The sequence below is a fragment of the Nitratireductor luteus genome (genome assembly GCF_026162365.1).
Lineage (GTDB): Bacteria > Pseudomonadota > Alphaproteobacteria > Rhizobiales > Rhizobiaceae > Chelativorans > Chelativorans luteus.
In genome coordinates, this window is the sequence record NZ_JAOANW010000004.1 from 161,518 (window position 1) to 184,195 (window position 22,678).

Annotated in this window: 27 protein-coding genes; 17 read left to right on the top strand and 10 right to left on the bottom strand. The window is 63.5% G+C overall.

What is annotated here, in order from left to right; translation table 11 throughout:
• Positions 1 to 9: 9 nt before the first annotated feature.
• Together N1058_RS05940 and N1058_RS05945 are read right to left on the bottom strand one after the other, a co-directional pair.
• Positions 10 to 651, bottom strand: coding sequence for an HNH endonuclease (locus N1058_RS05940; protein WP_265516582.1), 642 nt, complete (start codon positions 649 to 651; stop codon positions 10 to 12).
• Positions 651 to 2,147 (bottom strand): FAD-linked oxidase C-terminal domain-containing protein, encoded by a 1,497-nt coding sequence (locus tag N1058_RS05945; protein WP_265516583.1) that lies wholly within the window; start codon positions 2,145 to 2,147, stop codon positions 651 to 653. The genes N1058_RS05940 and N1058_RS05945 overlap by 1 nt, the downstream gene beginning before the upstream one ends.
• A 207-nt stretch (positions 2,148 to 2,354) precedes the next feature.
• Between N1058_RS05945 and N1058_RS05950 the strand changes: the two genes are divergently transcribed.
• From N1058_RS05950 to N1058_RS05970, 5 genes are read left to right on the top strand one after another with little or no spacing between them, the layout of a single operon-like run.
• Positions 2,355 to 3,173 (top strand): FadR/GntR family transcriptional regulator, encoded by an 819-nt coding sequence (locus tag N1058_RS05950; RefSeq protein ID WP_265516773.1) that lies wholly within the window; start codon positions 2,355 to 2,357, stop codon positions 3,171 to 3,173.
• Positions 3,174 to 3,192: 19 nt separating this feature from the next.
• Positions 3,193 to 3,966, top strand: a complete 774-nt coding sequence (locus N1058_RS05955; RefSeq protein WP_265516584.1) for a (Fe-S)-binding protein — start codon at positions 3,193 to 3,195, stop codon at positions 3,964 to 3,966.
• On the top strand, positions 3,966 to 5,402 hold the full coding sequence (locus N1058_RS05960) for a LutB/LldF family L-lactate oxidation iron-sulfur protein (protein ID WP_265516585.1): 1,437 nt from the start codon (positions 3,966 to 3,968) through the stop codon (positions 5,400 to 5,402). The genes N1058_RS05955 and N1058_RS05960 overlap by 1 nt, the downstream gene beginning before the upstream one ends.
• On the top strand, positions 5,399 to 6,076 hold the full coding sequence (locus N1058_RS05965; protein WP_265516586.1) for a LutC/YkgG family protein: 678 nt from the start codon (positions 5,399 to 5,401) through the stop codon (positions 6,074 to 6,076). Before N1058_RS05960 ends, N1058_RS05965 begins: the two co-directional genes overlap by 4 nt.
• Positions 6,066 to 6,824 carry a metallophosphoesterase gene (locus N1058_RS05970; protein ID WP_265516587.1) on the top strand — a complete coding sequence of 253 codons (759 nt, stop codon included), beginning with the start codon at positions 6,066 to 6,068 and terminating at the stop codon, positions 6,822 to 6,824. Before N1058_RS05965 ends, N1058_RS05970 begins: the two co-directional genes overlap by 11 nt.
• Here N1058_RS05970 and N1058_RS05975 read toward each other — a convergent pair.
• Positions 6,814 to 6,951: a hypothetical protein gene (locus N1058_RS05975; protein WP_265516588.1), complete on the bottom strand. Its 138-nt coding sequence runs from the start codon at positions 6,949 to 6,951 to the stop codon at positions 6,814 to 6,816. The genes N1058_RS05970 and N1058_RS05975 overlap by 11 nt on opposite strands.
• A gap of 201 nt (positions 6,952 to 7,152) precedes the next feature.
• Here N1058_RS05975 and N1058_RS05980 point away from each other — a divergent pair, with 201 nt between their 5' ends.
• From N1058_RS05980 to yihA, 10 genes are all read left to right on the top strand, one after another.
• Positions 7,153 to 7,806: a hypothetical protein gene (locus tag N1058_RS05980; RefSeq protein WP_265516589.1), complete on the top strand. Its 654-nt coding sequence runs from the start codon at positions 7,153 to 7,155 to the stop codon at positions 7,804 to 7,806.
• 31 nt (positions 7,807 to 7,837) lie between these two features.
• Complete coding sequence (locus N1058_RS05985) at positions 7,838 to 8,587, top strand: 16S rRNA (uracil(1498)-N(3))-methyltransferase (protein WP_265516590.1); 750 nt, start codon at positions 7,838 to 7,840, stop codon at positions 8,585 to 8,587.
• Positions 8,588 to 8,769: 182 nt separating this feature from the next.
• Entirely contained in the window at positions 8,770 to 10,143 is a 1,374-nt protein-coding gene (locus N1058_RS05990) for a glutamate--cysteine ligase (protein WP_265516591.1), read from the top strand.
• Positions 10,144 to 10,318: 175 nt separating this feature from the next.
• Complete coding sequence (locus N1058_RS05995; protein WP_265516592.1) at positions 10,319 to 11,173, top strand: DUF937 domain-containing protein; 855 nt, start codon at positions 10,319 to 10,321, stop codon at positions 11,171 to 11,173.
• A gap of 225 nt (positions 11,174 to 11,398) precedes the next feature.
• Entirely contained in the window at positions 11,399 to 11,533 is a 135-nt protein-coding gene (gene rpmH / locus N1058_RS06000) for a 50S ribosomal protein L34 (protein ID WP_265516593.1), read from the top strand.
• Between the two features lie 22 nt (positions 11,534 to 11,555).
• A complete protein-coding gene (rnpA, locus tag N1058_RS06005) occupies positions 11,556 to 11,939 on the top strand; it encodes a ribonuclease P protein component (protein WP_265516594.1) in 384 nt (127 codons plus the stop codon).
• The gene (yidC, locus tag N1058_RS06010) at positions 11,929 to 13,767 is read left to right on the top strand and encodes a membrane protein insertase YidC (protein WP_265516595.1); all 1,839 of its coding nucleotides are present in this window, start codon (positions 11,929 to 11,931) and stop codon (positions 13,765 to 13,767) included. The genes rnpA and yidC overlap by 11 nt, the downstream gene beginning before the upstream one ends.
• 143 nt (positions 13,768 to 13,910) lie before the next feature.
• Positions 13,911 to 14,318, top strand: coding sequence for a VOC family protein (locus N1058_RS06015; RefSeq protein ID WP_265516596.1), 408 nt, complete (start codon positions 13,911 to 13,913; stop codon positions 14,316 to 14,318).
• 227 nt (positions 14,319 to 14,545) lie between these two features.
• The gene (locus N1058_RS06020) at positions 14,546 to 15,202 is read left to right on the top strand and encodes a CatB-related O-acetyltransferase (protein WP_265516597.1); all 657 of its coding nucleotides are present in this window, start codon (positions 14,546 to 14,548) and stop codon (positions 15,200 to 15,202) included.
• Between the two features lie 158 nt (positions 15,203 to 15,360).
• Positions 15,361 to 16,005, top strand: a complete 645-nt coding sequence (yihA, locus tag N1058_RS06025) for a ribosome biogenesis GTP-binding protein YihA/YsxC (protein WP_265516774.1) — start codon at positions 15,361 to 15,363, stop codon at positions 16,003 to 16,005.
• Between the two features lie 10 nt (positions 16,006 to 16,015).
• Here yihA and msrB read toward each other — a convergent pair whose 3' ends face one another.
• The 4 genes from msrB to N1058_RS06045 all read right to left on the bottom strand — a co-directional run bounded on the left by msrB (position 16,016) and on the right by N1058_RS06045 (position 18,563).
• A complete protein-coding gene (msrB, locus tag N1058_RS06030) occupies positions 16,016 to 16,516 on the bottom strand; it encodes a peptide-methionine (R)-S-oxide reductase MsrB (protein ID WP_265516598.1) in 501 nt (166 codons plus the stop codon).
• Between the two features lie 113 nt (positions 16,517 to 16,629).
• Positions 16,630 to 17,184, bottom strand: coding sequence for a fasciclin domain-containing protein (locus N1058_RS06035; protein WP_265516599.1), 555 nt, complete (start codon positions 17,182 to 17,184; stop codon positions 16,630 to 16,632).
• 123 nt (positions 17,185 to 17,307) lie between these two features.
• Positions 17,308 to 18,027, bottom strand: a complete 720-nt coding sequence (locus N1058_RS06040) for an anti-sigma factor (protein WP_265516600.1) — start codon at positions 18,025 to 18,027, stop codon at positions 17,308 to 17,310.
• On the bottom strand, positions 18,024 to 18,563 hold the full coding sequence (locus tag N1058_RS06045; protein ID WP_265516775.1) for a sigma-70 family RNA polymerase sigma factor: 540 nt from the start codon (positions 18,561 to 18,563) through the stop codon (positions 18,024 to 18,026). Before N1058_RS06045 ends, N1058_RS06040 begins: the two co-directional genes overlap by 4 nt.
• Before the next feature lie 216 nt (positions 18,564 to 18,779).
• Here N1058_RS06045 and argB point away from each other — a divergent pair, with 216 nt between their 5' ends.
• A complete protein-coding gene (gene argB, locus N1058_RS06050) occupies positions 18,780 to 19,673 on the top strand; it encodes an acetylglutamate kinase (RefSeq protein WP_265516601.1) in 894 nt (297 codons plus the stop codon).
• A 12-nt stretch (positions 19,674 to 19,685) separates the two neighbouring features.
• On the opposite strand, the gene N1058_RS06055 is transcribed toward argB, so the two are convergent.
• From N1058_RS06055 to N1058_RS06065, 3 genes are all read right to left on the bottom strand, one after another.
• Entirely contained in the window at positions 19,686 to 20,588 is a 903-nt protein-coding gene (locus N1058_RS06055; protein ID WP_265516602.1) for a DMT family transporter, read from the bottom strand.
• A 78-nt stretch (positions 20,589 to 20,666) separates the two neighbouring features.
• Positions 20,667 to 21,026 (bottom strand): hypothetical protein, encoded by a 360-nt coding sequence (locus N1058_RS06060; RefSeq protein WP_265516603.1) that lies wholly within the window; start codon positions 21,024 to 21,026, stop codon positions 20,667 to 20,669.
• Positions 21,027 to 21,103: 77 nt separating this feature from the next.
• The gene (locus tag N1058_RS06065) at positions 21,104 to 21,865 is read right to left on the bottom strand and encodes a GGDEF domain-containing protein (RefSeq protein WP_265516604.1); all 762 of its coding nucleotides are present in this window, start codon (positions 21,863 to 21,865) and stop codon (positions 21,104 to 21,106) included.
• 104 nt (positions 21,866 to 21,969) lie between these two features.
• Here N1058_RS06065 and N1058_RS06070 point away from each other — a divergent pair, with 104 nt between their 5' ends.
• Complete coding sequence (locus N1058_RS06070; RefSeq protein ID WP_265516605.1) at positions 21,970 to 22,665, top strand: pyrimidine 5'-nucleotidase; 696 nt, start codon at positions 21,970 to 21,972, stop codon at positions 22,663 to 22,665.
• Positions 22,666 to 22,678 lie beyond the last annotated feature (13 nt).

A 22,678-nucleotide genomic window follows, 5' to 3' on the forward strand; every position in this document is an offset into this window, starting at 1 on the left:
TGAAAACGGTCATGCGGGATGCTTGGGAACGCCGTGATGTTCTCGGCGATGGCAATTGGGGCAGAGCGCGATTGTGTTTTCAACGGTATCCAATCCGCCTTCTGACAACGGCTTTTTGTGGTGTACTTCGAGGTATGCGAGACCATTAGAATTGCGGAGGAAAGGTGCTTCTTTCCCGCAGGATTCGCAGTGGTGGCCCGCTATCTCCAACCTTTCTGCTATTACGTGTTCGCTCCTTATGAACTCCCGTCGTAGGACTGTTCGAAAGCGAGCTTGACCATTGGACTCTGCGAGCTTTCGTCGCCGTTCTTCGGGATCGCGTAAACTCTTCTTTACCAGGAGGTCGAGATCGTTGGTTCGGTCAGGTTTGCACGACTCACAATACGTAATCTTGTCCAACTGGACCTGATGATACGAAGCAAAGCCAACGAGTGCTGCGAGATCAAGTGCGGCGACCTTCACGTAGTCTCGCTCGGTAAACGCTCCGGCAGGAAGATCTCCTCGAACGGTAATGTGCTTACAGCTCGGAAGATGGATGACGAAGTAGCTTGGAGAAATATTGCGACGCGTATTTGCAATGAACGATTCGGGATTGGCTTCGATCCACGCAAAATAATCGTCGTCGCTTTTGTCAAAAAGCTTCGCAACCATCAAAACCTCTCCAGCTCAGGAAACGGCACCCGGCCGCGGTGGATATGCATCCGCCCCAGCTCCGCGCAGCGGTGAAGCTGCGGAAACACCTTGCCGGGGTTGAGCAGATGGTTCGGATCGAAGGCGCATTTGACGCGGATTTGCTGGTTGAGGTCGTCTTCCGTGAACATCTCCGGCATCAGGTCGCGCTTTTCCACGCCGACGCCGTGCTCGCCGGTCAGCACCCCGCCCACCTTGACGCAAAGCCGCAGGATGTCGGCGCCGAAATCCTCGGCCCGCTCCAGTTCGCCCGGCTCGTTGGCGTCGTAGAGGATGAGCGGGTGCAGATTGCCGTCGCCCGCGTGAAACACATTGGCCACGCGCAGCCCATATTTCTCCGACAGTTCGCGCATGCCCGCCAGAACGCGCGGCAGTTCCTTGCGCGGGATCGTGCCATCCATACAGTAATAGTCCGGCGAGATGCGCCCCACCGCCGGGAATGCCGCCTTGCGCCCGGCCCAGAAAGCCGCTCTTTCCTCGTCGGAGTGGGAGACGCGGCTGGTGGTCGCGCCATTGTCGCCGGCGATCTTCTCCACCCGCCCGATCAGATGGTCGACCTCGGCCTGCGGCCCGTCGAGTTCGACGATCAGCAGCGCCTCCACGTCCAGCGGATAACCGGCATGGACGAAGTCCTCTGCCGCGTGGATGGCCGGCCTGTCCATCATCTCCATGCCGCCGGGAATGATGCCGGCGCCGATGATGTCGGCCACGCACTGCCCCGCCGCCTCGCTGGAGGGAAAGCCGATCAGCATCGCCCGCGCCGTTTCCGGCTTCTGGAGCACGCGCACCGTGACTTCCGTCACCACGCCCAAAAGACCCTCCGAGCCTGTCATGAGGCCCAGCAGATCGTAGCCCTCGGCGTCCAGATGCTTGCCGCCCAGCCGGACGATGTCGCCATTGATCAGCACCATCTCGACGCCCAGAATGTTGTTCGTCGTCAGCCCGTATTTCAGGCAATGCACCCCGCCCGAATTTTCCGCCACATTGCCGCCGATGGAGCAGGCGATCTGCGAGGAAGGGTCGGGCGCATAGTAAAAGCCCTCCTGCTCCACCGCATGGGTGATACCGAGATTGGTCACGCCGGGCTGCGCCACCACGGCGCGGTTGGCCAGATCGATATCGAGGATACGGTTGAACCGGCTCATCACCAAAAGCACGGCATCCTCCAGCGGCAGCGCCCCGCCGGAAAGGGACGTGCCGGAGCCGCGGGGCACCACGCGGATTTTACGCTCATCGCAATATTTGAGAATACGCGCGACCTGCGCCGTCGTCTCCGGAAGCACCACCACCAATGGCAATTGGCGATAGGCCGTCAGCCCGTCGCTCTCGAACACGCGCATCTCGTTGGCCGCGTCGACCACGCCTTCTCCCGGCACGATGATGCGCATGTCGGCGACGATCTCGTCGCGCCGCTTCATCGTGGCGGCATCGGCCTTCGGCATTGCGGGTCCGGACATGGCGCTCTCCAATTGGTAAAGGAAAATTACCGCCTTGTCTGGCAATAATCAATATCGTGCAGCCATCTTCCCTGTACTTTGCGGAGAACAGGCTTACGGACAACCGGTAACGCCACCTCTGCCGGGTACAGTGGACAAAACATTTGACCAAAAAGCGCTCCTGATCCTAGAATGGCGATGAAATCTCGCTCCAGCGGTTCCGGCTCAGTGACCACGATTTTTACAAGAATAGAGCATTCGCGCACCGCCGACGAGGTGACGCGCCAGATCGAGGCGCTGATCCTCGAAGGCATCCTGCGCGACGGGGACCGCTTGCCGGCGGAGCGGGAGCTGGCCGCCGAGATGCAGGTCTCCCGCCCCATTTTGCGGGACGCGCTGAAGGCGCTGGAAACGCGCGGCCTGCTCGTCACGCGCCAGGGCGGCGGCACTTTCGTCGGCAACATCGTCGGCGAGGTTTTCGCCAAGCCGATGCGCGAATTGATCGCCACCCATCCCAAGGCGACCGCCGATTACCTGGAGTACCGCCGCGAGGTGGAGGCCGTCGCGGCCGAGATGGCTGCCCGCCGCGCCACGCAAGCCGACAAGGCGTTGCTGGCCGAGCTTGTGGAGCGCATGCAGAAGGCCCACCGGAACGGGGATTTCGACATCGAGGTCGAGATCGACGCCGAGTTCCACAACGCCGTCAGCGAATGCACCCACAATTTCGTGCTCATGCACACGCTACGCTCGTGCTACCGGCTCCTGGCGGAGGGCGTGTTCTACAACCGCGCCAAGGTCTACGATCTGCCGGGCGCCCGCGAACAGCTTCTCGCCCAGCACCTGGCCATCTACGAGGCCATCCGCGGCGGCGATCCCGAGACCGCGCGCGCTGCGGCGGTCAGCCACATCGCCTTTGTCGAGCGGGCCAGCGCGGAGGCCGAGCGCACAGGCGAGTGGGAACGCATCTCCGCCATGCGCCTGCGCCAGCGCTCCGAAAATTCCACCAAACCAGCCCGTAGTAGCAAGCGGTCCGCCGGGACCCAGTAGCAAGCAACAGGATAGTCCATTGTCTGAGAGTGACCAGAAGTCCCCCCGCGTCGGCCTGTTCGTGACGTGCCTTGTCGACCTCTTCCGGCCAAGCATCGGCTTTGCGTCGGTTAAGCTCCTGGAGGATGCCGGCTGCCGTGTCGAGGTACCCATGGCGCAGACCTGCTGCGGCCAGCCGGCCTATAATTCCGGCGACCGCGCCGACACCATCGCCATCGCCAGGAACACGATTGAGACCTTCGAGGACTACGATTATATCGTCGCGCCGTCCGGCTCCTGCGCCGGCATGCTGAAGAAGCATTACCCGGCGCTCTTCAAGGACGGCGACTGGCAGGAGCGCGCCGAAGCCTTTTCGGCCAAGGTGCACGAACTGATGAGCTTCCTCGTCGACGTGATGGGCATGGAGAAGGTCGCAGCCCATCACGAGGGAACCGTCACCTATCACGATTCCTGCTCGGGCCTGCGCGAACTCAAGGTAAGGGACCAGCCGCGCCGCCTGCTCGCCACCGTCTCGGGTTTGAAGCTCAAGGAAATGCGCGACAGCGACGTGTGCTGCGGCTTCGGCGGCACCTTCTGCGTCAAATATCCCGACATCTCCAACAAGATCGTCGCGGAGAAGACCGCCAACATCGACGCTTCGGGCGCCGAGACACTTCTGGCCGGCGATCTCGGCTGCCTGATGAACATGGCCGGCAAGCTTCAGCGCGAAGGCAGCAGCGTAAAGGTGCGCCACGTCGCCGAGGTTCTGGCCGGCCTCGACGACAAGCCGTCCATCGGCGGGGGGAAAAGCTGATGCAGATCACGTCACCCAGTTTCAAGAAGAACGCGCGCGGAGCGCTTTCCGACGTCCAGTTGCAGAAGGCGCTCGGCAATGTGCGTCTGGGCTTCATCGACAAGCGCATCAAGGCCGTCGATGCGCTGCCCGAATTCGACGCGCTGCGAGACTCCGCCCGCGACATCAAGGACCACGCGCTGGCTCATCTCGACCTTTATCTGGAATCCTATGAGGAAAAGGTCACCGCGGCAGGCGGCAAGGTGCACTGGGCCGAAACGGCGGAGGACGCGCGCAAGGCCATCCTCGAGATCTGCCGGGCCGCCGGCGCCCGCACGGTCACCAAGGGCAAGTCGATGATCACCGAGGAGATCGGCCTGAACGATTTCTTCGTGGAAAACGGCATCCGCCCCGTCGAGACCGATCTGGGCGAATACATCATCCAACTCCGTGGCGAGCACCCGAGCCACATCATCGCCCCCGCCGTCCATCTCAACAAGGAGCAGGTGGAGGAGGATTTCCGGCGGGTGCACACCCATCTGCCCGAGGGCCGCGATCTGACCGAGCCCGAGACGCTGCTGGCTGAGGCGCGCCGCGTGCTGCGGGAGGAATATTTCGCCGCCGACGTGGGCATCACCGGCGCCAATTTCCTTGTCGCCGAGACAGGCACCTCCGTCATCGTCACCAATGAGGGCAATGGCGACCTGACCCAAACGCTGCCGAAGGTGCACATCGTCGTCGCCTCGATCGAGAAGATCGTGCCGACCCTCGACGATGTGGGGCAGATCCTGCGGGTGCTCGCGCGCTCGGCCACGGGCCAGGACATGAGCGTCTACACCACCTTCTCCACCGGCCCGCGCCGGCAGGACGACCCGGACGGCCCGGAGGAATATCACGTCATCCTGCTCGACAATGGCCGCTCGTCCATGCTGGGCAGCGAGTTCCAGGACATGCTGCGCTGCATCCGCTGCGGCGCCTGCATGAACCATTGCCCCGTCTACCACGCGGTCGGCGGCCACGCCTATGGCTGGGTCTATCCGGGGCCCATGGGCGCGGTGCTCACCCCCTCGCTGATCGGTGTCGACAAGAGTGGGCATCTGCCCAACGCCTCCACCTTCTGCGGACGGTGCGAGGCGGTGTGCCCGATGCACATTCCGCTGCCCAGGATGATGCGTCACTGGCGCGAGCGCGAATTCTCGCGCCGCCTCAATCCGGCGACCCAGCGCTACGGGTTGCGCGCCTGGGCGTGGTTTGCCCGGCATCCGAGGCTCTACCAGTTGGTGACGTCGTTCGCCATTCCCGGCCTGTCCCTTCTGGCCGGCAGGCGCGGCAGGTTCGGTTATCTGCCCTTTGCCGGCGGCTGGACCAGGCACCGCGATCTGCCTGCGCCTGAAAGCAGGACCTTCATGCAGCAATGGCGCAACCGGGAAACGCTTAAGCAGGGAGGCCGGACATGAGTGGCCGCAACGCGATACTGGGCAAGGTGCGGGCCTCGCTCGGCGCGGCCGGTGACGATGGCGCCCGCAGGAAGAGCGTCGCCGGGCGCCTTGAAGCAGCGCCCAAGGGCGTCATACCCGCCCGTGGCCAGCTCGGCCGGAAAGAGCGAATCGAGCTGTTCTGCCAGATGGCGGGAAAGGTCTCGGCAAGCGTCAAGCGCGTGAAGAAGGATGCGGACGTGCCGACCGCCGTGGTCGAATATCTGCGTTCCAGGAACCTGCCGGCCACCGTGCGCATGGGCGCGGATGAGCGGCTGGCGGCAATGCCCTGGGAAAAGGCCAAATCGCTCGAAGTCACGCATGGTCCCGCCGGACCGGACGACGAGGTCGGCGTCAGCCACGCCTATGCCGGCGTGGCCGAGACCGGCACGCTCGCGCTTCACTCGGGCCAGGACAACCCGACCACTGTCAATTTCCTGCCCGAGCACCATATCGTTGTCGTCAAGGCCGGCGACATCGCCGGCGACCTGGAAACGGTGTTCGACCGTGTGAGACAGACCTTCGGGAAGGGACAGATGCCAAGGACGCTCAATCTCGTCACCGGCCCCTCGCGCTCCGGCGACATCGAGCAGAAGCTGCTCTTGGGCGCGCACGGGCCGCGCGCCCTGCATCTGATCGTGGTCGATGACGGGTGATGACGGCGTTCATTTCGACGATGCATCCACGCCCGACGGCATGCGCCTTTATGCCGTCGGCGACATTCACGGCCGCCACGACCTTCTGGTCGAGATGCATCGCCGCATCATGGCGCAGATCGTCGAGGACCGCCCACGGGATTGGCGGCTGATTTATCTGGGCGACTATGTCGACCGGGGCGGGGCCGAAAGCGATGTCCTGGAATTCCTGTCGCGCGTCACCCGCGACGAGCCGCGCGTCCTCGCCCTGGCCGGCAACCACGATATCGGTCTGCTCGAATTCCTCGAATGGCCGAGCACCTACGGCCTTTTCGTCAACAATGGCGGCGAGACGACGGCCCAGTCCTATGGCGTCGAACTGGATCTCAGCTCCGATGCGGGCCTGCTGCGCGGCCATGCCCGCCTGCAACGTGCCATACCCGAGAGGCATCTGGCCTTTCTGCGCGGGCTGTCATTGTCGGCGAGTTTCGGCGATTTCTTCTTTTGCCACGCCGGCATTCGCCCTGGCGTGCCGCTCGACGAGCAATCGCCGCAGGATCTCGTCTGGATAAGGCAGCAATTTCACGGGCATGACGGCCTTCATCCCAAGGTCGTCATCCATGGCCATACACCTGTGCCCGCGCCGGAAATATGCCCCAACCGCGTCAACCTGGACACCGGCGCCTGGACGACGGGCCGCCTGACGGCAATGATGTTCGAGGGAAGGCGTAAGAAGCTGCTGGAAGTCGTGCGCGGCTCTACCGGGTAAACGCGGTGATGCCGTAGCCGTCGGTTGCCTGCGCCCCCGAAGTGGTCGCCGCATAGATGCCGGCGCCACTGACCGCGACGGCGGTGAGCATCATCAGGGAAAGAACGGCAGCGCGCATGAGGCTCATTTCGGTTCTACTCGTTGGGCAACAGCTTACGATACGGCAGGTTACGAAAATGTTCCGCGCCGTATCGGGTTGAATGGCAGCGACTCAAGGTCGGAGACGACGCGCCAATTGCTGCTATTCCTAAAAAATGACAAGCCTGTTTCTGTTATTGTTCATGACTTTTGCAATCCCGATGTGACTTGCCTGCAACTTGGATCCCGCATGCCTCTCCAGAACCGGGTCGATCCCTTCGGCGAAATCCACAGCACACCGGCGCGCGGTCTCTTCACGGGCAATCGCGGCGTGATCCATGATCCCGATTCGCGCACTCTCCTGAAGCGGCGCTGGACGAGCCGTGCCTGGATCGTCTGCGAGTGCGAGTTCCGTGGCCGCAGCCGCGAGGTCATGGGCCGCAACGCCCCCCGCGGCGGCGCCGGCTGGACCGAGCTCTTCTTCCTCGACGAGGTGACCGCCCTGGCTGCCGGCCATCGCCCCTGCTTCTACTGCCGCAGGGAACGGGCGAAACGGTTCAGCCGGTGCCTCGCAGAGGCCCTGCATCGCCCCGGCATTCGCGCTCCCGAGATCGACGCCCTGCTGCACGTCAAGCGATGGGCCTCGGCCAGAAGCCGCGAAACCGTGGAGCCGGAGGAGTTGCATCGCCTGCCGGACGCCACGGTCGTCGCGTCCGGTGGCACCGCCTATGCGCTGCGCGCGGGCTTGCTCCTGCCCTGGTCCTTCGATGGTTACGGCAAGCCGCGGCTTGGCGGCCTGCCGGCCTTGATTTCCATCGTCACGCCTTCCGCCACGCGCGCGGCACTCGCGGCCGGCTACCAGCCGGTATGGCACCCGACGGCGCCTGTGGAGGACCGGACTTGACCCCAAGCCACCAGCGCCGCATCAAGCGGTCATGAGAGCCAACTACAAGATGCAGCGCCTCTTTGTGCCCGACGGCCTTGCCGCGGGGGCGTCGTTCGATCTGGCTGCGGACCAGGCGCACTACCTGTTGAACGTCCTGCGCATGCGCGAGGGCGGACGGCTGCTTGTCTTCAACGGGCGCGACGGGGAATGGCTGGCGGAATTGACCGGAGCGGCCAGGAAGAAGGCCACGCTCGCCATACGCGAGCAGACCCGCCCGCAGCCGGCACCTCCCGACCTCTTCTACTGTTTCGCTCCTATCAAGAAGGGAAGGCTCGACTACCTGGTCCAGAAAGCCGTCGAAATGGGCGCCGGCGTCCTGCAGCCCGTCATCACCCAGCACACCCAGGTGTCCAAGCCTGGCATCCAGCGCCTTCAAGCAAATGTGATCGAGGCGGCCGAACAGTGCGGCATCCTCTCCGTTCCGGAGCTTTTCGAGCCGGTGAAGCTCGACCGGCTGCTGGCGGAATGGGAGCCCGACCGCGCGCTCGTCTTCTGCGACGAGGATGCCCCGTCCAACAATCCTGTCGATATGCTATCAGGGCTTGCCGGGCGCAAGCTCGGGCTCCTCGTCGGACCGGAAGGAGGCTTCTCCGACCAGGAGAGGCAGATGCTGCGCGACCTGCCCTTTGTCGTGCCCATCCCGCTCGGCCCGCGCATTCTGCGCGCCGACACCGCGGCCGTGGCCGCTCTGGCGGTCATCCAGGCAGCGGCCGGCGATTGGCGCGATGCGCCGGCTTGAAGCATGGTTCAGAACTTTTCGCTTGATTGCGTCCCGGCCTTTCGCCAATCAGGCGGCGATCTCCATTTTCGCGCAGCGAAAATGGCAAGGCCGACCGGCCGTCGCGCCCTGATGGCGCGAGCCAAGGGCGCGGAGGCGCCCGCCCGGCGCTTGAGGGACGGAAAAAGAGAGGGCCCGGTTTAATGGCGCGCGACACGACCGACGATCAGCCGATCGAAAAGATTGACGAGCTGGTCTCCTATATCGCCGCCGGCTGCAAGCCCGGCGAGGCATGGCGTATCGGCACCGAGCACGAGAAGTTTCCGTTCTACGTGGATGGCAACCGCCCCGTCCCCTATGAAGGCGAGCGCGGCATCAAGGCTCTGCTGGAAGGCATGCGGCGCACCCTCGGCTGGGACCCGATAGAGGATGCCGGCCACATCATCGGCCTTGTGGAGCCGACCGGGCAGGGGGCCATATCGCTCGAGCCCGGCGGCCAGTTCGAGCTTTCGGGTGCCGCGCTCGAGACGCTGCACCAGACCTGCCGCGAGGGCAACGCCCATCTGGCGCAGCTGCGCGAGATGGCCGAGCCGCTGGGCATTCGCTTCCTCGGCCTTGGCGGCAGCCCCAAATGGCGGCTCTCCGAAACGCCGAAAATGCCCAAGTCGCGCTACGACATCATGACCGCCTACATGCCCAAGGTGGGGGCCCACGGCCTCGACATGATGTACCGCACCTGCACCATCCAGGTTAACCTCGACTTCTCCTCCGAGGCCGACATGCGCCGCAAGATGCAGGTCTCCTCGCGTCTCCAGCCGCTGTCCACCGCGCTCTTCGCCAATTCACCCTTCACCGATGGCGGGCTGAACGGATTCCAGTCCTGGCGCGGCGAGATCTGGCGCGACACCGACAATCAGCGCTCGGGACAGTTGCCCTTCGTGTTCTCCAGCGATTTCGGCTTTGCGGACTATGTCGAGTGGGCGCTCGACGTGCCGATGTACTTCGTCATCCGCGAAGGCCGCTATCACGATTGCACCCATGTCACCTTTCGCCAGTTCATGAAAGGCGCCTTGCGCAAGGAATTGCCGAGCGGCATGCCGACCATGGGCGACTGGGCCAATCACCTTTCCACGCTCTTTCCCGACGTGCGGCTCAAGCGCTTTCTCGAAATGCGCGGCGCCGATGGCGGCCCCTGGCGGCGCATCTGCGCTCTGCCGGCCTTCTGGGTCGGGCTGCTCTACGACAGCGAGGCGCTGGATGCCGCCGAGGAACTCACCAAGGGCTGGAGCTTCGAGGAAGTCATCGCCATGCGCGACGCCGTGCCCGTCGAAGCACTGTCCGCCTCGTTCCGCAATCACGAGCTCCGCGAGACCGCCCGCGAAGTGCTCGCCATCGCCCGCTTGGGCCTGAAAAATCGCGCCCGCTTCAACCGCGAGGGCTTCGACGAGACCGGTTTCCTCAATCCGCTCGACGAGGTCGTCGCCCGCGGCACCACGAGCGCCCAGGAAATGGTCAACGCCTTCAACACCCGCTGGGGCGGCTCCATAGAACCGGTCTTCCTCGAACACGCCTACTGAGCGCTTGGAGACCGAGGCTGCAATCACCACGCTGGCGATTGGCCGTCAGCCCATCCCTTTGGGGGCCGCGCGTCGCCCTTTCCTGAAATCAGTTCCGATTCTCGGCCCCATACTGTAGGCCGCAGCCGGATTCTCCGCTAAACTCCCCCACCGCTTTTGATCCGGGAGGCCAGCCATGTTGCCCTTGTTTGAAATGCTCCAGAACGCCCAGAACGGCCAGGGCGTCGACGTTCTGGCCCGCCAGTTCGGCCTCACCACCGAACAGACCCGGCAAGCCATGGAAGCGCTGCTGCCGGCTTTCAGCCAGGGGCTCAAGCACAATGTATCCGACCCTAACGGCCTCGGTGCGTTCATGGCGGCGCTGTCGTCCGGCCAGCACGCCAGATATTTCGAGGATGCCGCAAGGGCCGCCTCCGCTGAGGGCAGGGCGGAAGGCGACGGCATTCTGGGCCATCTCTTCGGCTCCAAGGAACTTAGCCGTGCGGTCGCTCAACAGGCCGCCCAGACGACGGGCCTCGCCGAGCAGACCCTGAAGCAGATGCTGCCCGCGCTTGCCACCATGATCATGGGCGGCCTCTTCAAGCAGACCACCGGGCAGATGCCCCAGGCGCAGGCCAGCGGCGCCGGCATGGGCGGCGGCGGATTGCTGGGCGAGATCATGAAGCAGATGATGCAGCCCGGCGCCAGCTCGCGGTCGGCGCCCGCCGGTCAGGACGCCAATCCTTTCGGCCGCATGCTGGAGGAAATGTTCGCTGGCGTCCGGCAGGGCCAGCCCCGCCCGGGTTCGCAGGACAATCCGCTTGGCCAGATATTCGAGGAGTTCCTAAAGGCCGGGCAGCAAACGCCCTCCCCAGAGCCGGCAGCCAAGCCCCGGCAGGCGGAGAGCAACCCGAGCGGCCGTCCGCGCAATCCCTATGACGACCTGTTCGGCCAGATGTTCGAGACCGGCCGCAAGACGCGCGACGACTACGAGCGCAACGTGAAGGACGTCTTCGAGCAGTTCCGTCAGGGCATGGAGCGCCGTCGCTAGAATATCCCGGGAAAAGTGGGACGCATCATCGGCGCGCGGATCGCTCCAATGCCACACGAAAGTCCGCGCTCCCTTCGTTGACTCGGGGCTTTACGCTCCGTATAAGCGCCGCACGTTCGGGCTGACCGCCCCGGCGCGCGTTTCTGCGCCATCGTGGTGGTCCGAAACGCTCCTGTTAACTGTGAACAGACCCAAGAAGGGCCGCACTCCGCGGTATTAAAATAAATGAAGCGCACATATCAGCCCTCGAAAATCGTCCGCAAGCGCCGGCATGGCTTCCGCGCGCGCATGGCTACCTCCGGTGGCCGCCGCGTCATCGCGGCGCGCCGCAACCGGGGCCGCAAGCGGCTTTCCGCCTAAGTGCGGGCGCGGGGCCGGGGCATTGACTGGCCCATCGACCGGCGATGCGCCGCAAACCTATCCCGCGCGTTTGACCAAGCGCGCGGAATTTCTGGCGGTTCGTCGCGGTGATAAACGGCGGGGCCGCCTTTTCCTGCTGGAAGTGCTGGACCGGGGCGACGGTGGTCCCCCGCGTCTCGGCATAACGGTGACCAAGAAAGTCGGCAACGCGGTTGTGCGCAATCGCATTCGCCGCCGCCTCCGCGAGGCGACGCGCGTTTATGCCGCTCGTGACATGGCGCCCGGCACCGACTATGTCATCGTCGGGCGGCGCGACATACTCGACGCGCCGTTCGCGGCTCTGAAAGACGAGCTTGCCCGGCGGTTCCGCGGAAAGGCGCTCTCAAGGACTCTTCATGGACAATAATCGCAATTTCCTCATCACGATCGCGCTGTCGATACTGATCCTGACGGTATGGCAGGTGTTCTATATGAACCCGCGTATCGAGGAACAGCGTCAGGCTGCCCAGGTCGAGGCCGAGCAATCGGGAGAGAGCACCTCGCCCGCCGCCGGCTCCGGCGCGCAGCCCGCCGACATTCCGTCGGCAGGCCCATCGACAGGCAATGCAACGACGGGCGACGCCGCCATCCCCGGGCAAAGCCCGTCGGCAGGCGCACCGGCAAATCGCGCTTCGGCGCTGGCCGGAACCACCCGTGTCGAGATCGACACGCCGCGCCTTGCAGGTTCGATCAACCTCACCGGCGCGCGCATCGACGACCTGCTCCTGAAGAACTACCGCGTCACCGTCGACAAGGATTCGCCTAACGTCACCCTTCTCAATCCGGCCCCGCTGCCCGATGGCTACTATGTGGAAGTCGGTTTCGTGGGCGGCGAGACGGCCGGCGACGTGCCCGGCCCGGACACTGTCTGGAGCGCGCCCCAGGATGCGGTTCTTACCCCCGACAGCCCCGTCACGCTCACCTACGAGAACGGCCAGGGCCTGACATTCAGGCGCACGATCGCCATCGACGAAGACTATCTCTTCACGGTTTCCGATACGGTCGAAAACGCCGGCGGCGCGCCGGTCGAGCTCAGAACCTACGGCCGCACCACCCGCTTCGGCGAGCCGAAGACCTCCGGCATCTACATCCTGCACGAAGGCCTGATCGGCGTCACCGGCGAGGAAGGTCTGCAGGAAATCAGCTATTCCGACGCCAAGGAAGACGGTCGCATCGTGCCCGGCATGTCGTCCAATGGCTGGCTCGGCATCACCGATAAATATTGGGCCGTGGCCATGGTCCCGCGCGCCGGCAAGGATTTCCAGCCGCGCTTTGCCTATTTCGATGACCAGCGCCCGCGCTACCAGGCGGACTTTCTCACCCAGCCTCTTTCCGTGGCTGCCGGCGGTTCCACCACGGTCGACACGCTCGTCTTTGCCGGAGCGAAGGAAGTCGGCGTCATCAACGCCTACGAGGCGGCCGAAGACATTCGCCAGTTCGAGCTGATGATCGACTGGGGCTGGTTCTACTTCATCACCAAGCCGATGTTCTACCTCATCGACTGGTGCTACAAGCTGCTCGGCAATTTCGGCCTGGCCATCCTGGCGACCACCGTCATCGTCAAGCTCTTCTTCTTCCCGCTTGCCAACAAGTCCTACAAGTCCATGGCGAACATGAAGAAGGTGCAGCCTGCCATGATGGAGATCCGCGAGAAATACGCGGACGACAAGATGAAGCAGCAGCAGGCCATGATGGAGCTGTACAAGAAGGAGAAGATCAACCCGATCGCCGGCTGCTGGCCGATCCTGTTGCAGATTCCCGTCTTCTTCTCGCTCTACAAGGTGCTCTACGTCACCATCGAGATGCGGCATGCGCCGTTCTTCGGCTGGATCCAGGACCTTTCGGCTCCCGATCCGACCTCGCTCTTCAACCTGTTCGGCCTTCTGCCCTTCGCCGTGCCGGCCTTCCTGATGATAGGCGTGTGGCCGCTCATCATGGGCGTCACCATGTTCCTGCAGATGCGCATGAACCCGACCCCGCCCGACCCGACCCAGGCGATGATCTTCAACTGGATGCCGGTGGTCTTCACCTTCATGCTGGCGACCTTCCCCGCGGGGCTGGTGATCTACTGGGCCTGGAACAACCTGCTCTCCATCATCCAGCAGGGCGTGATCATGAAGCGCCAGGGCGCCAAGATCGAGCTGTGGGACAATCTGATAGGCCTGTTCAAGAAGAAGCCGAAACCGGCGGAATAGAGCCCGTATGAAACCTCAGGAGGCTCCGGCGTTGCCGGGGCCTCTTCTGCTTGAGCGGCAGGGCGCATCTGTGACATCACCCGTCACATTCTCGTTCACCTACCTTGTTATGCTCGCTGTCCATGTCGAACGAGGAGGATTTCATGAAAGTCGTTGCCAATATCGATTTCGATGGCGATTGCCGCGAGGCGTTCACCACCTATGCCGGCATTCTCGGCGGTGAGATCCGCGCTATGATAAGCCATCGCGACATGCCCGAAATGGCGGAAGGCGTTCCCGAGGATCGCTTGGATCGCATTATCCATGCCTGGATCGACATCGGCGATCAGGGGCTGATGGGGCAGGACATGCAGGATTTTTCCGGTCGCAAGGGCTACAGCGTGACCATCTCGGCCGACTCTGTCGACGAAGCTCGTCGCATGTTCGAGGAGTTGTCGAATGGGGGTGCCGTTATCATGCCCTTCGGCCCGCAGCCATGGTCGCAAGGCTTTGGCCTCGCGATGGACCGCTTCGGCGTCACCTGGGTGATCGATTCGCCAAGTGGGGGCTGACCCATCTGGGGCGCCCGATGATCGTTCTGCCCGGGCGCCGCACTGGATTTGCTGGTTTGATCGGGCTGCGATAAGATTCTGCTTCAGCGTTTCAGCACGACCCACGGCGCTCTTGCCTGTCAGGGAGACATCCGATGATCAAGTAGAGGCCTGTTCCAGGAAGCGCCCCTTGTGTGGATTGGGTGTTGCCGAGATAGTCACCTCGATTGCTGATCGTGGAGGTTTCCATGTACGGACCGAAAACCGAAAACGGACCGAAGCCCGAAATCAAGCACCCCATATATCTCCACCCGCGCGTCGGCTTTCTGAAGCCGCTCGTGGACGCGCCGAACATCGAAATCGGTGACTACACCTATTACGACGATCCCGAAGGCCCCGACCTGTTCGTCCAGAAATGCGTCCTGCATCACTACGAGTTCATCGGCGACCGCCTCATCATCGGCCGCTTCTGTGCCATTGCCGAGGGCGCGCGCTTCATCATGAACGGTGCCAACCATGTGCTTTCGGGGTTCTCGACCTACCCGTTCAACATTTTCGGGCAGGGCTGGGAGGAAGGCTTCGACCCGGAAACCTGGCGCCGCGAAATGCGCGGCGACACGGTCATCGGCAACGATGTCTGGATAGGCATGGAAGCCATCGTCATGCCCGGCATCACCATCGGCGACGGCGCCATCGTCGCCGGCCGCTCCGTCGTCACCCATGACGTGCCGCCATATGCGGTGGTCGCGGGCAATCCGGCCGAGAGCGTGAAGCACCGTTTCGACGGCGACACGGTGCGGCGGCTGCTCGCCGTTGCCTGGTGGAACTGGTCCGCCGACAAGATCACCCGCAATCTCGACGCCATCCGCGGAAACGACATCGCGCGCCTCGAGGCTGCGGCCTGATACGCATTGCCGGTTGACAAAGGGGAGACAAGCATTGATGGCCTAGGCTTGGCATTGACGCATCGTTTTCCCGCTTCATGCGGGCGGCAAGCGGGTTCGCTTACGTTGACGATATCACCGGCAGGAGAGACGGCGTGAGCAGATCGAGCGACAGGGGCATGGGCGACACGACCGAAAGCCGCCTCTTTTCCCAGCCCTGGGTCTTCATTCGCGGCGTCCCGACGATGAAGTTCCTGCCACCGGAAGGTCCGCCGGAGATCGCTTTCGCGGGTCGGTCGAATGTCGGCAAATCCTCGCTCATCAACGCGCTCGTGCGCCAGAAGGGGCTGGCGCGCACGTCCAACACCCCCGGCCGCACCCAGGAACTGAACTATTTCGTGCCCGACGGCTACAGCGGCGAGGCGGGCGACCTGCCGCCCATGGCACTGGTCGACATGCCCGGCTACGGCTTCGCCAAGGCCCCCAAGGAGCAGGTGGATGCCTGGACCAAGCTCGTCTTCGAATATCTGCGCGGCCGCGTGACGCTGAAGCGCGTCTATCTGTTGATCGACGCCCGTCACGGCATCAAGAAGATCGACGAGGAGGTCATGGACCTGCTGGACCAGGCCGCCGTGTCCTATCAGGTGGTGTTGACCAAGGCCGACAAGATCAAGCCCCCGGCGGTCGTCAAGCTGGTCGACCAGACCGTGGCCCAACTGAAAAAGAGGGCCGCCGCCTTCCCCGAACTCATCGCCACCTCGTCGGAAAAAGGCGAAGGTGTCGAGGACCTGCGCGCCACCATCCTGCGAGCGATCGAGGTGTAAGCGCCTCCCGCTACGCCGTCTTCGGCGAAAATGTCAGCGCGACGCCGTTGATGCAGTGACGCTTCCCCGTCGGCGGCGGGCCATCGTCGAAGATATGGCCAAGATGCCCGCCGCACCGGCGGCAATGGCATTCGGTCCGCGTGAGAAACAGCGTATTGTCTTCCTTGGTGCCGACGGCATTGGGCAGCGCCTCATAGAAGCTCGGCCAGCCGGTGCCTGAATCATACTTCGTTTGCGATGCATAGAGCGGCAGCGCACAGGCGGCGCAATTATAGGTGCCGGCCCGCTTCTCCTCGAGCAATGGGCTCGTATAGGGCCGCTCCGTCGCCTCCTGGCGCATTACCGCGAACTGCTGTTCGGTCAGGATGCTGCGCCACTCGGCTTCGGTCTTCGTGATCTCGAAGCTCTCCGCCATGGCGCTGTAGCCGGGCCTGCCGCGAAACGCCAACGCCCCGCCCGCAATGGCAATGCCCGCGCCTGCGCCGGCATAGAGGAAATGTCTGCGTTTCATGTCTTGCACTCCTTGATGTCGGGCTGAGTCTAGCGATCGGGACAGGTCAACGGCAAATCAATGGCCCGTGATGGCCGGGCGGAGAGGATGAGCGCCCGGCCACCGTTTGCGGCTTACTGCTTGGGCAGAAGTACCGTGTCGATGACGTGGATGACGCCATTCGACTGGTCGACATCGGCAATGGTGACGGTCGCCACATTCCCGTTCTCATCGGTCAGGGTTATCTTGTCGCCGTCCATTTTGGCCTGCAGCGTGCAGCCGCCAAGCGTTTCCACCGGGTGCGTGCCGCCATCATCGGCGATCATCTTGCCGATCGCGCCGGACATTGCTTCCGCTCCCACCACGTGGCAGGTCAGAATGGTTGTCAGCAGTTCCTTGTTCTCGGGCTTCAGCACCGTCTCGACAGTCCCGTCGGGAAGCTTTTCGAAAGCGGCATCGGTCGGGGCGAAGACGGTGAACGGGCCGTCGCCGGACAGGGTTTCGACGAGACCTGCCGCCTTGACCGCGGCCACCAGCGTGGTGTGATCGGCCGAATTCACGGCGTTCTCGATGATGTTCTTGTCTGCGTACATGGCCGCGCCGCCGACCATGGGATTGTCGGCCATGCTTGCCCCGGTAAGGGCGAGGACTGCGGTGCCGGCGAGAATGAATGAAACGAGCTTCTTCATATTGGTAACTCCCTGATTGTTCCTGTGCTCCGTTCCTGGAGACACAAGGAGATACGGAGGCGAGGACAGAAGAGTTTCAGGAGAGCCGAAAAAAAGCGCGTGAAGAAAGCGCTTTGGCGGCGATCAGATCGGATTGAGGGCGCCTTGCGCAACGACGGGTCCGGTAGGCGCGCCGCTGGGCGAGCCGCCCGGGGGCTCGGTCGTGATCGCGAAAACGGCATCGTCGTCGATGGCGGCCTGGAGCGCTTCGCCGACGGCGACATGCACGCTGCTTCCTTCCGGGATGACGCCCAGCGAGTGGGGCTGGCCGTCGTCGATCACCCACAGCTCGAAATCCCGCCCTTCCGGCCGGGCGCCCGTGACATGGGAGAGGCCGATATCTTGCGCCCGTGCGTCGTAAACGACGAAATAGTGGACCTCGCTTCCTTCGCCGGACAGCGACGCCACGAACCGCTCGTCCGCCTCGGGGGCAGGGGCCTCCATCCACGTGACGGCGGCAAGGACAAGCAGCGCCGCCGCGGTCGCCGCCGTGGCCGCCCGCCACACCGAAACGCTTTGCCACATCCGCGCCAGCGCGCCCGGTTGCTGGCGCGCTGACTGCCCGAACAGGCGTTGCTGCAGGGCCGCGCGTACCGATTCCGGCGGGACGACTTCCTCGAACCCGTCCGCCATCGGCGAAAGCTTGGCTTCCCAAGCCTCGACCAAACGGGCAAATCCGGGTTCTGCCTCGATCCGCCCGGCCACCGCCGCCCGTTCATCGGCCCGAAGCACGCCAAGCACATACTCGGCGGCGACGAGGTCGTCCTCCTCCCTGTATGGCCTGTGGTCGTCAGCCGGCGTCATCGTTCCAGGCATTCCTTCAATTTGGCCAGGCTGCGCCTGAGCCAGGTTCGCATCGTATTGAGCGGAACACCGAAGCGCTCCGCCAGTTCGGAGTAGCTGTCGCCGTTGAGATAGGCGCCGCGCACGGCCGCTGCCCGATCTTCCTCCAGCTCGCCGAGGCAGCGATCGATAAGCCGGTGCTCGCCGCTGGCGATCGCTTGCGCTTCGGGAGTTGGCCCGTCGTCCGGCACATCCATCGCCTCGTCAAGGCCGCTGCCGCGCTGGCGGCGGGCGCGGATAAGATCGATTGCGTGATTGCGCGCCACTGCCACGAGCCAGGATATCGGGCTGAGGTCCGAAGCCGAGAACCGATCCGCCTTGGTCCATATCTTGACATAGACTTCCTGCAGCGCTTCCTCGGCCTCTGCCCTGTCTCCCAAGATACGCAGGCACACCCCGAATAGTTTCGCGCTCGTCCGGCTGTAGAGCTGGTCGAAGGACGTACGGTCCCGCAGGGCAGTCCGGAATATGAGCTTGGAGATGTCGTCGGACCCCATGGCGGCAAAGATACAGTCCGCCGTCATGTTGGCAATACCCGATCGCGGTGCCGAGGTCGCGACAGGCCATTTGCGCCGGCGCGCGAATGCGATAAGAGACGAGCGGTCAAAGCATGATCCCGCCGTTTTACGGGAAGGATCATGCACCAATAAGGAGATGGTTCAGGGGGCAGTTCTTCGAAACGTCATCCTGATCTAATGCTTGGGAGCTGCCGGATGACGGATATTGCGGGAACGGCCGAAGCGCAGGCGCGCCTTCTTTCTGCGGCTCTGCCCTATATGCAGCGCTACGAGAACAAGACGGTCGTCGTGAAGTATGGCGGCCATGCCATGGGTGACGCGACCCTCGGCCAGGCATTTGCCCGCGACATCGCCCTCCTGAAGCAATCCGGCGTCAACCCCATCGTCGTCCATGGCGGCGGCCCGCAGATTGCCGCCATGCTCAAGAAGATGGGCATCGAATCCAAGTTCGAGGGCGGCTTGCGCGTCACCGATGCCAAGACCGTCGAGATCGTCGAGATGGTGCTGGCCGGCTCCATAAACAAGGAGATCGTCGCCCTGATCAATGCCGAGGGCGAATGGGCCATCGGCCTGTGCGGCAAGGACGGCAACATGGTCTTCGCCGAAAAGGCCCATAAGACCGTCACCGACCCTGACTCCAACATCGAGCGCGTACTCGATCTGGGCTTCGTCGGCGAGCCGGTGGAGGTGGACCGCACGCTGCTCGACCTCCTGGCGCGCTCCGAGATGATCCCGGTCATCGCCCCCGTGGCACCCGGACGCGACGGCCATACCTACAACATCAATGCCGACACCTTCGCCGGCGCCATCGCCGGAGCCGTCAAGGCGACGCGCCTTCTGTTCCTGACCGACGTCCCGGGCGTCCTCGACAAGCAGATGAAGCTCATCGACGAACTCACCGTCGCCGAAGCCCGCGCCCTCATAAAGGACGGCACTATCTCCGGCGGCATGATCCCCAAGGTGGAAACCTGTATCGAGGCTATCGAGCGCGGCGTCGAGGGCGTTGTCATCCTCAACGGAAAGACCGCCCATTCGGTGCTGCTGGAACTCTTCACCGAGCACGGCGCGGGCACGCTGATCGTTCCCTGAGAGCCCGTCGCGTCAGACCAGCACCAGCACGATAATCCCCGTCACGATCAGCGCGCAGCCGGCCACCTCCGTCGCGTTGATCTTCTCCCGGAAGAAATAGACCGTGGAGGCGAAGGTGAAGATCATCTCGACCTGCGCCAGCGCCTTCACCACCGCCGCCTGCTGCAGCGTCATCGCCGCGAACCACCCGAACGAGGCAGAGGCGCCGACAAGGCCGACGAAGAGCGAGGCTTTCCAGGCCTTGGCGATATGCGCCAGCTCCGCCCGTTCCTTCCAAATAATCCAGCCGAGCATGACCACCGTCTGAAAGAAGATGGTGAACAGCAGCGTGGTCGCTGCCTGCATCATGAAGTTCGGGCCGCCGAGCGACAGGGAGGCGGCGCGATACGCGACCGCCGCAATGCCGAACAAGGTGCCCGAGGAAAGTCCGATCAGCGCGTTGCGGCTGACGAGCGAGGCGAGCAGATTGCGCCAGCTCATCGGCACATGGGCCACCGAGATCGCCATCACGCCGAGTACCGTGATGGCGATGGCGACAAGCGCGCCGGCGCCGGCAAGTTCGCCGAGGAAGATCAGCCCGAAAACGGCGGCCTGCGCCGGCTCGGTGCGTGAATAGGCAGTTCCCACCGCGAAATTTCGGAACGAGAACAGATGGATCAAAAGAAACGTCGCGCCGATCTGCGTCAGCCCGCCGACGATGACCCAGGCAAGGAAGCCGCCATTGGGCCGGGCAAGCGGGTAACCGGCGGCCAGATGAAGCAAGGCGAGAAACAGCACCGCAAACGGCAGGCCGAAGCCGAACCGCACGAAGGTCGCCCCGGTCGTGCCCATCACGCCCTTCAGGTGCTTCTGCGCCGCCGACCGCAGGTTCTGCAGGAATGCGGCGGCAATCGTGATGGGGATCCAAAGTTCCATGAAGATGTCCGGGGGTGCAGGCGGGAAGTGTGCTCGGATTACTCCCGTTGCAACTCCAGCGCAACACCAGGGGCGCGCCTATTGCGGCTCCGGCGGATAGTGCAGGCAGGGGTCGAGCCGGATATGGCCTTCGTCGATGACGTTCAGCCCGCCGCTCAGTATCACCCGGTCGCCGACCTCGTAATCGTTGATCCGGTAAGTGATGCAAAGGACCTGCGGATCCGGCGCCTCGCAAACCGCCATGTAGCCGAGCGTTCCGTCATGCTCGACCATCGTCAGCGGGCCGACGACGTCGATCACGACCAGTTCCTCATCGCCGGGCTGGAGCTGCGCCAGCTTTTCCCGCAGCGTGCCGCACTCCGCCTCGAAGCTGGGCGCGGGCTGGGCCTGTGCGGCCGGGGACCAGGATAATGCTGCGAGCACGGTACCCGCCGTCAAAAGCTTTCCGCCGTACACGACATGCCCCTCGTTGAACGGCTTCATTGGCGACAAAAGCGCGACCACAATATGGCGGGTCAGGCCGCGACCGGCGTCTGGGGAGGAAGAATGACCATATTGCGGCCCTTGGCCTTGGCTTCGTAAAGCCTTTTGTCGGCCACGTTCATCAGGTCGGCGAAGGACGCGCCCGTCTCGGCGGTCGCGACGCCGATGCTAACGGTAAGCTGCACCGGGGTGCCGTCCGGCGCGACAAAGCCTGCCTCCTCGACGGCCTTCCTGATGCGCTCGGCCACCTTCGACGCCTCGCCGAGATCGGCATCGACGAGGAAGACACCGAACTCCTCGCCGCCCAGCCGTCCGCGATAATCCGCTCGCCGGGTGCAGTCGGCGATCGCACGGGCGATCTTCCTGAGCGCGTCATCGCCCGTCAGATGCCCGAAACGATCGTTGATCTGCTTGAAATTATCGGCATCGGCAACCAGCAGCGAGCCGCGCTTTCGCACGTTCTTCGATCTCTCGACCACTTCGATGAAGACGCCCCGGTTGAGGAGCCCCGTAAGGCTGTCGACGAGCGCCTTTTCGGCAAGTCTGCGATTCATGGCGGCCAGCTCGCGATGGGCGGCGCGGAGCCTGTTGTGGACCTCGGCCACCTTGCGCCTTTGATTGTATGTGTAGGCGCTTGCCGGAAAGACGATCGCGGTCGGGCACAGGGTGCATATCGCAAAAGCCGTCGAATCCATGTCGCGGCCCAGCATCGTCAATGCCAGCCAGCCAACGGCAAGAGACCCTAAGATCGATATGGCCGTCGAAATCGAGGCGTAGACGAACACTTTCCTCATGCGGCGCTCCCAATGCGCGCGCAACATGACAAAGGTGTTTTGCCGCTTCCTTTCCAGCTTACTTAAAGTTTGAGACAGCGGGTGCAAATCTGCCATAAGGAGCCATGACAAACCGCCCCGATCCATTCAGATTCGCCCATGTCACCGATTGGGTCTTCGATCTCGACAACACGCTCTATCCCCATCACAGCGACCTGTTCTCGCAGATCGACGTGAAAATGACGGCCTATGTGTCCGAGCTCCTGTCGATGCCCAGAGAAGAAGCGCGGACGCTTCAGAAGCAGCTTTACCGCGACCATGGCACGACACTGAAAGGGCTGATGGAACTCTATCGCGTCGATCCGGACGATTTCCTGGAGAAGGTCCACGACATCGACTATTCCTGGCTCGATCCGAACCCTGAGCTGGGTCGGGCGATAAGCGCTCTGCCCGGCCGCAAGTTCATCTTCACCAATGGCGACCGCAGCCATGCCGAACGTGCCGCCCGGCAGCTGGGCGTGCTCGACCATTTCGAGGATATTTTCGACATCGTCGCCGCCGGGCTGGAGCCCAAGCCGTCAAAGGCGACTTATGACCGTTTCATCGACCTGCATGCCGTGGTCGGCTCGAACGCCGTCATGTTCGAGGATCTGGCGCGCAATCTCCGCGTGCCCAAGGCGCTGGGCATGACCACGGTCCTCATCGTGCCGAAAAATTTCGAACCGACTTTCACCGAGATCTGGGAGCGGGATCCCTGTGACGAGGACGAAGTCGATTTCGTGACCGACGACCTCACCGCTTTCCTGCGCAGCATTCTTTAGGACAAGCGCCAGT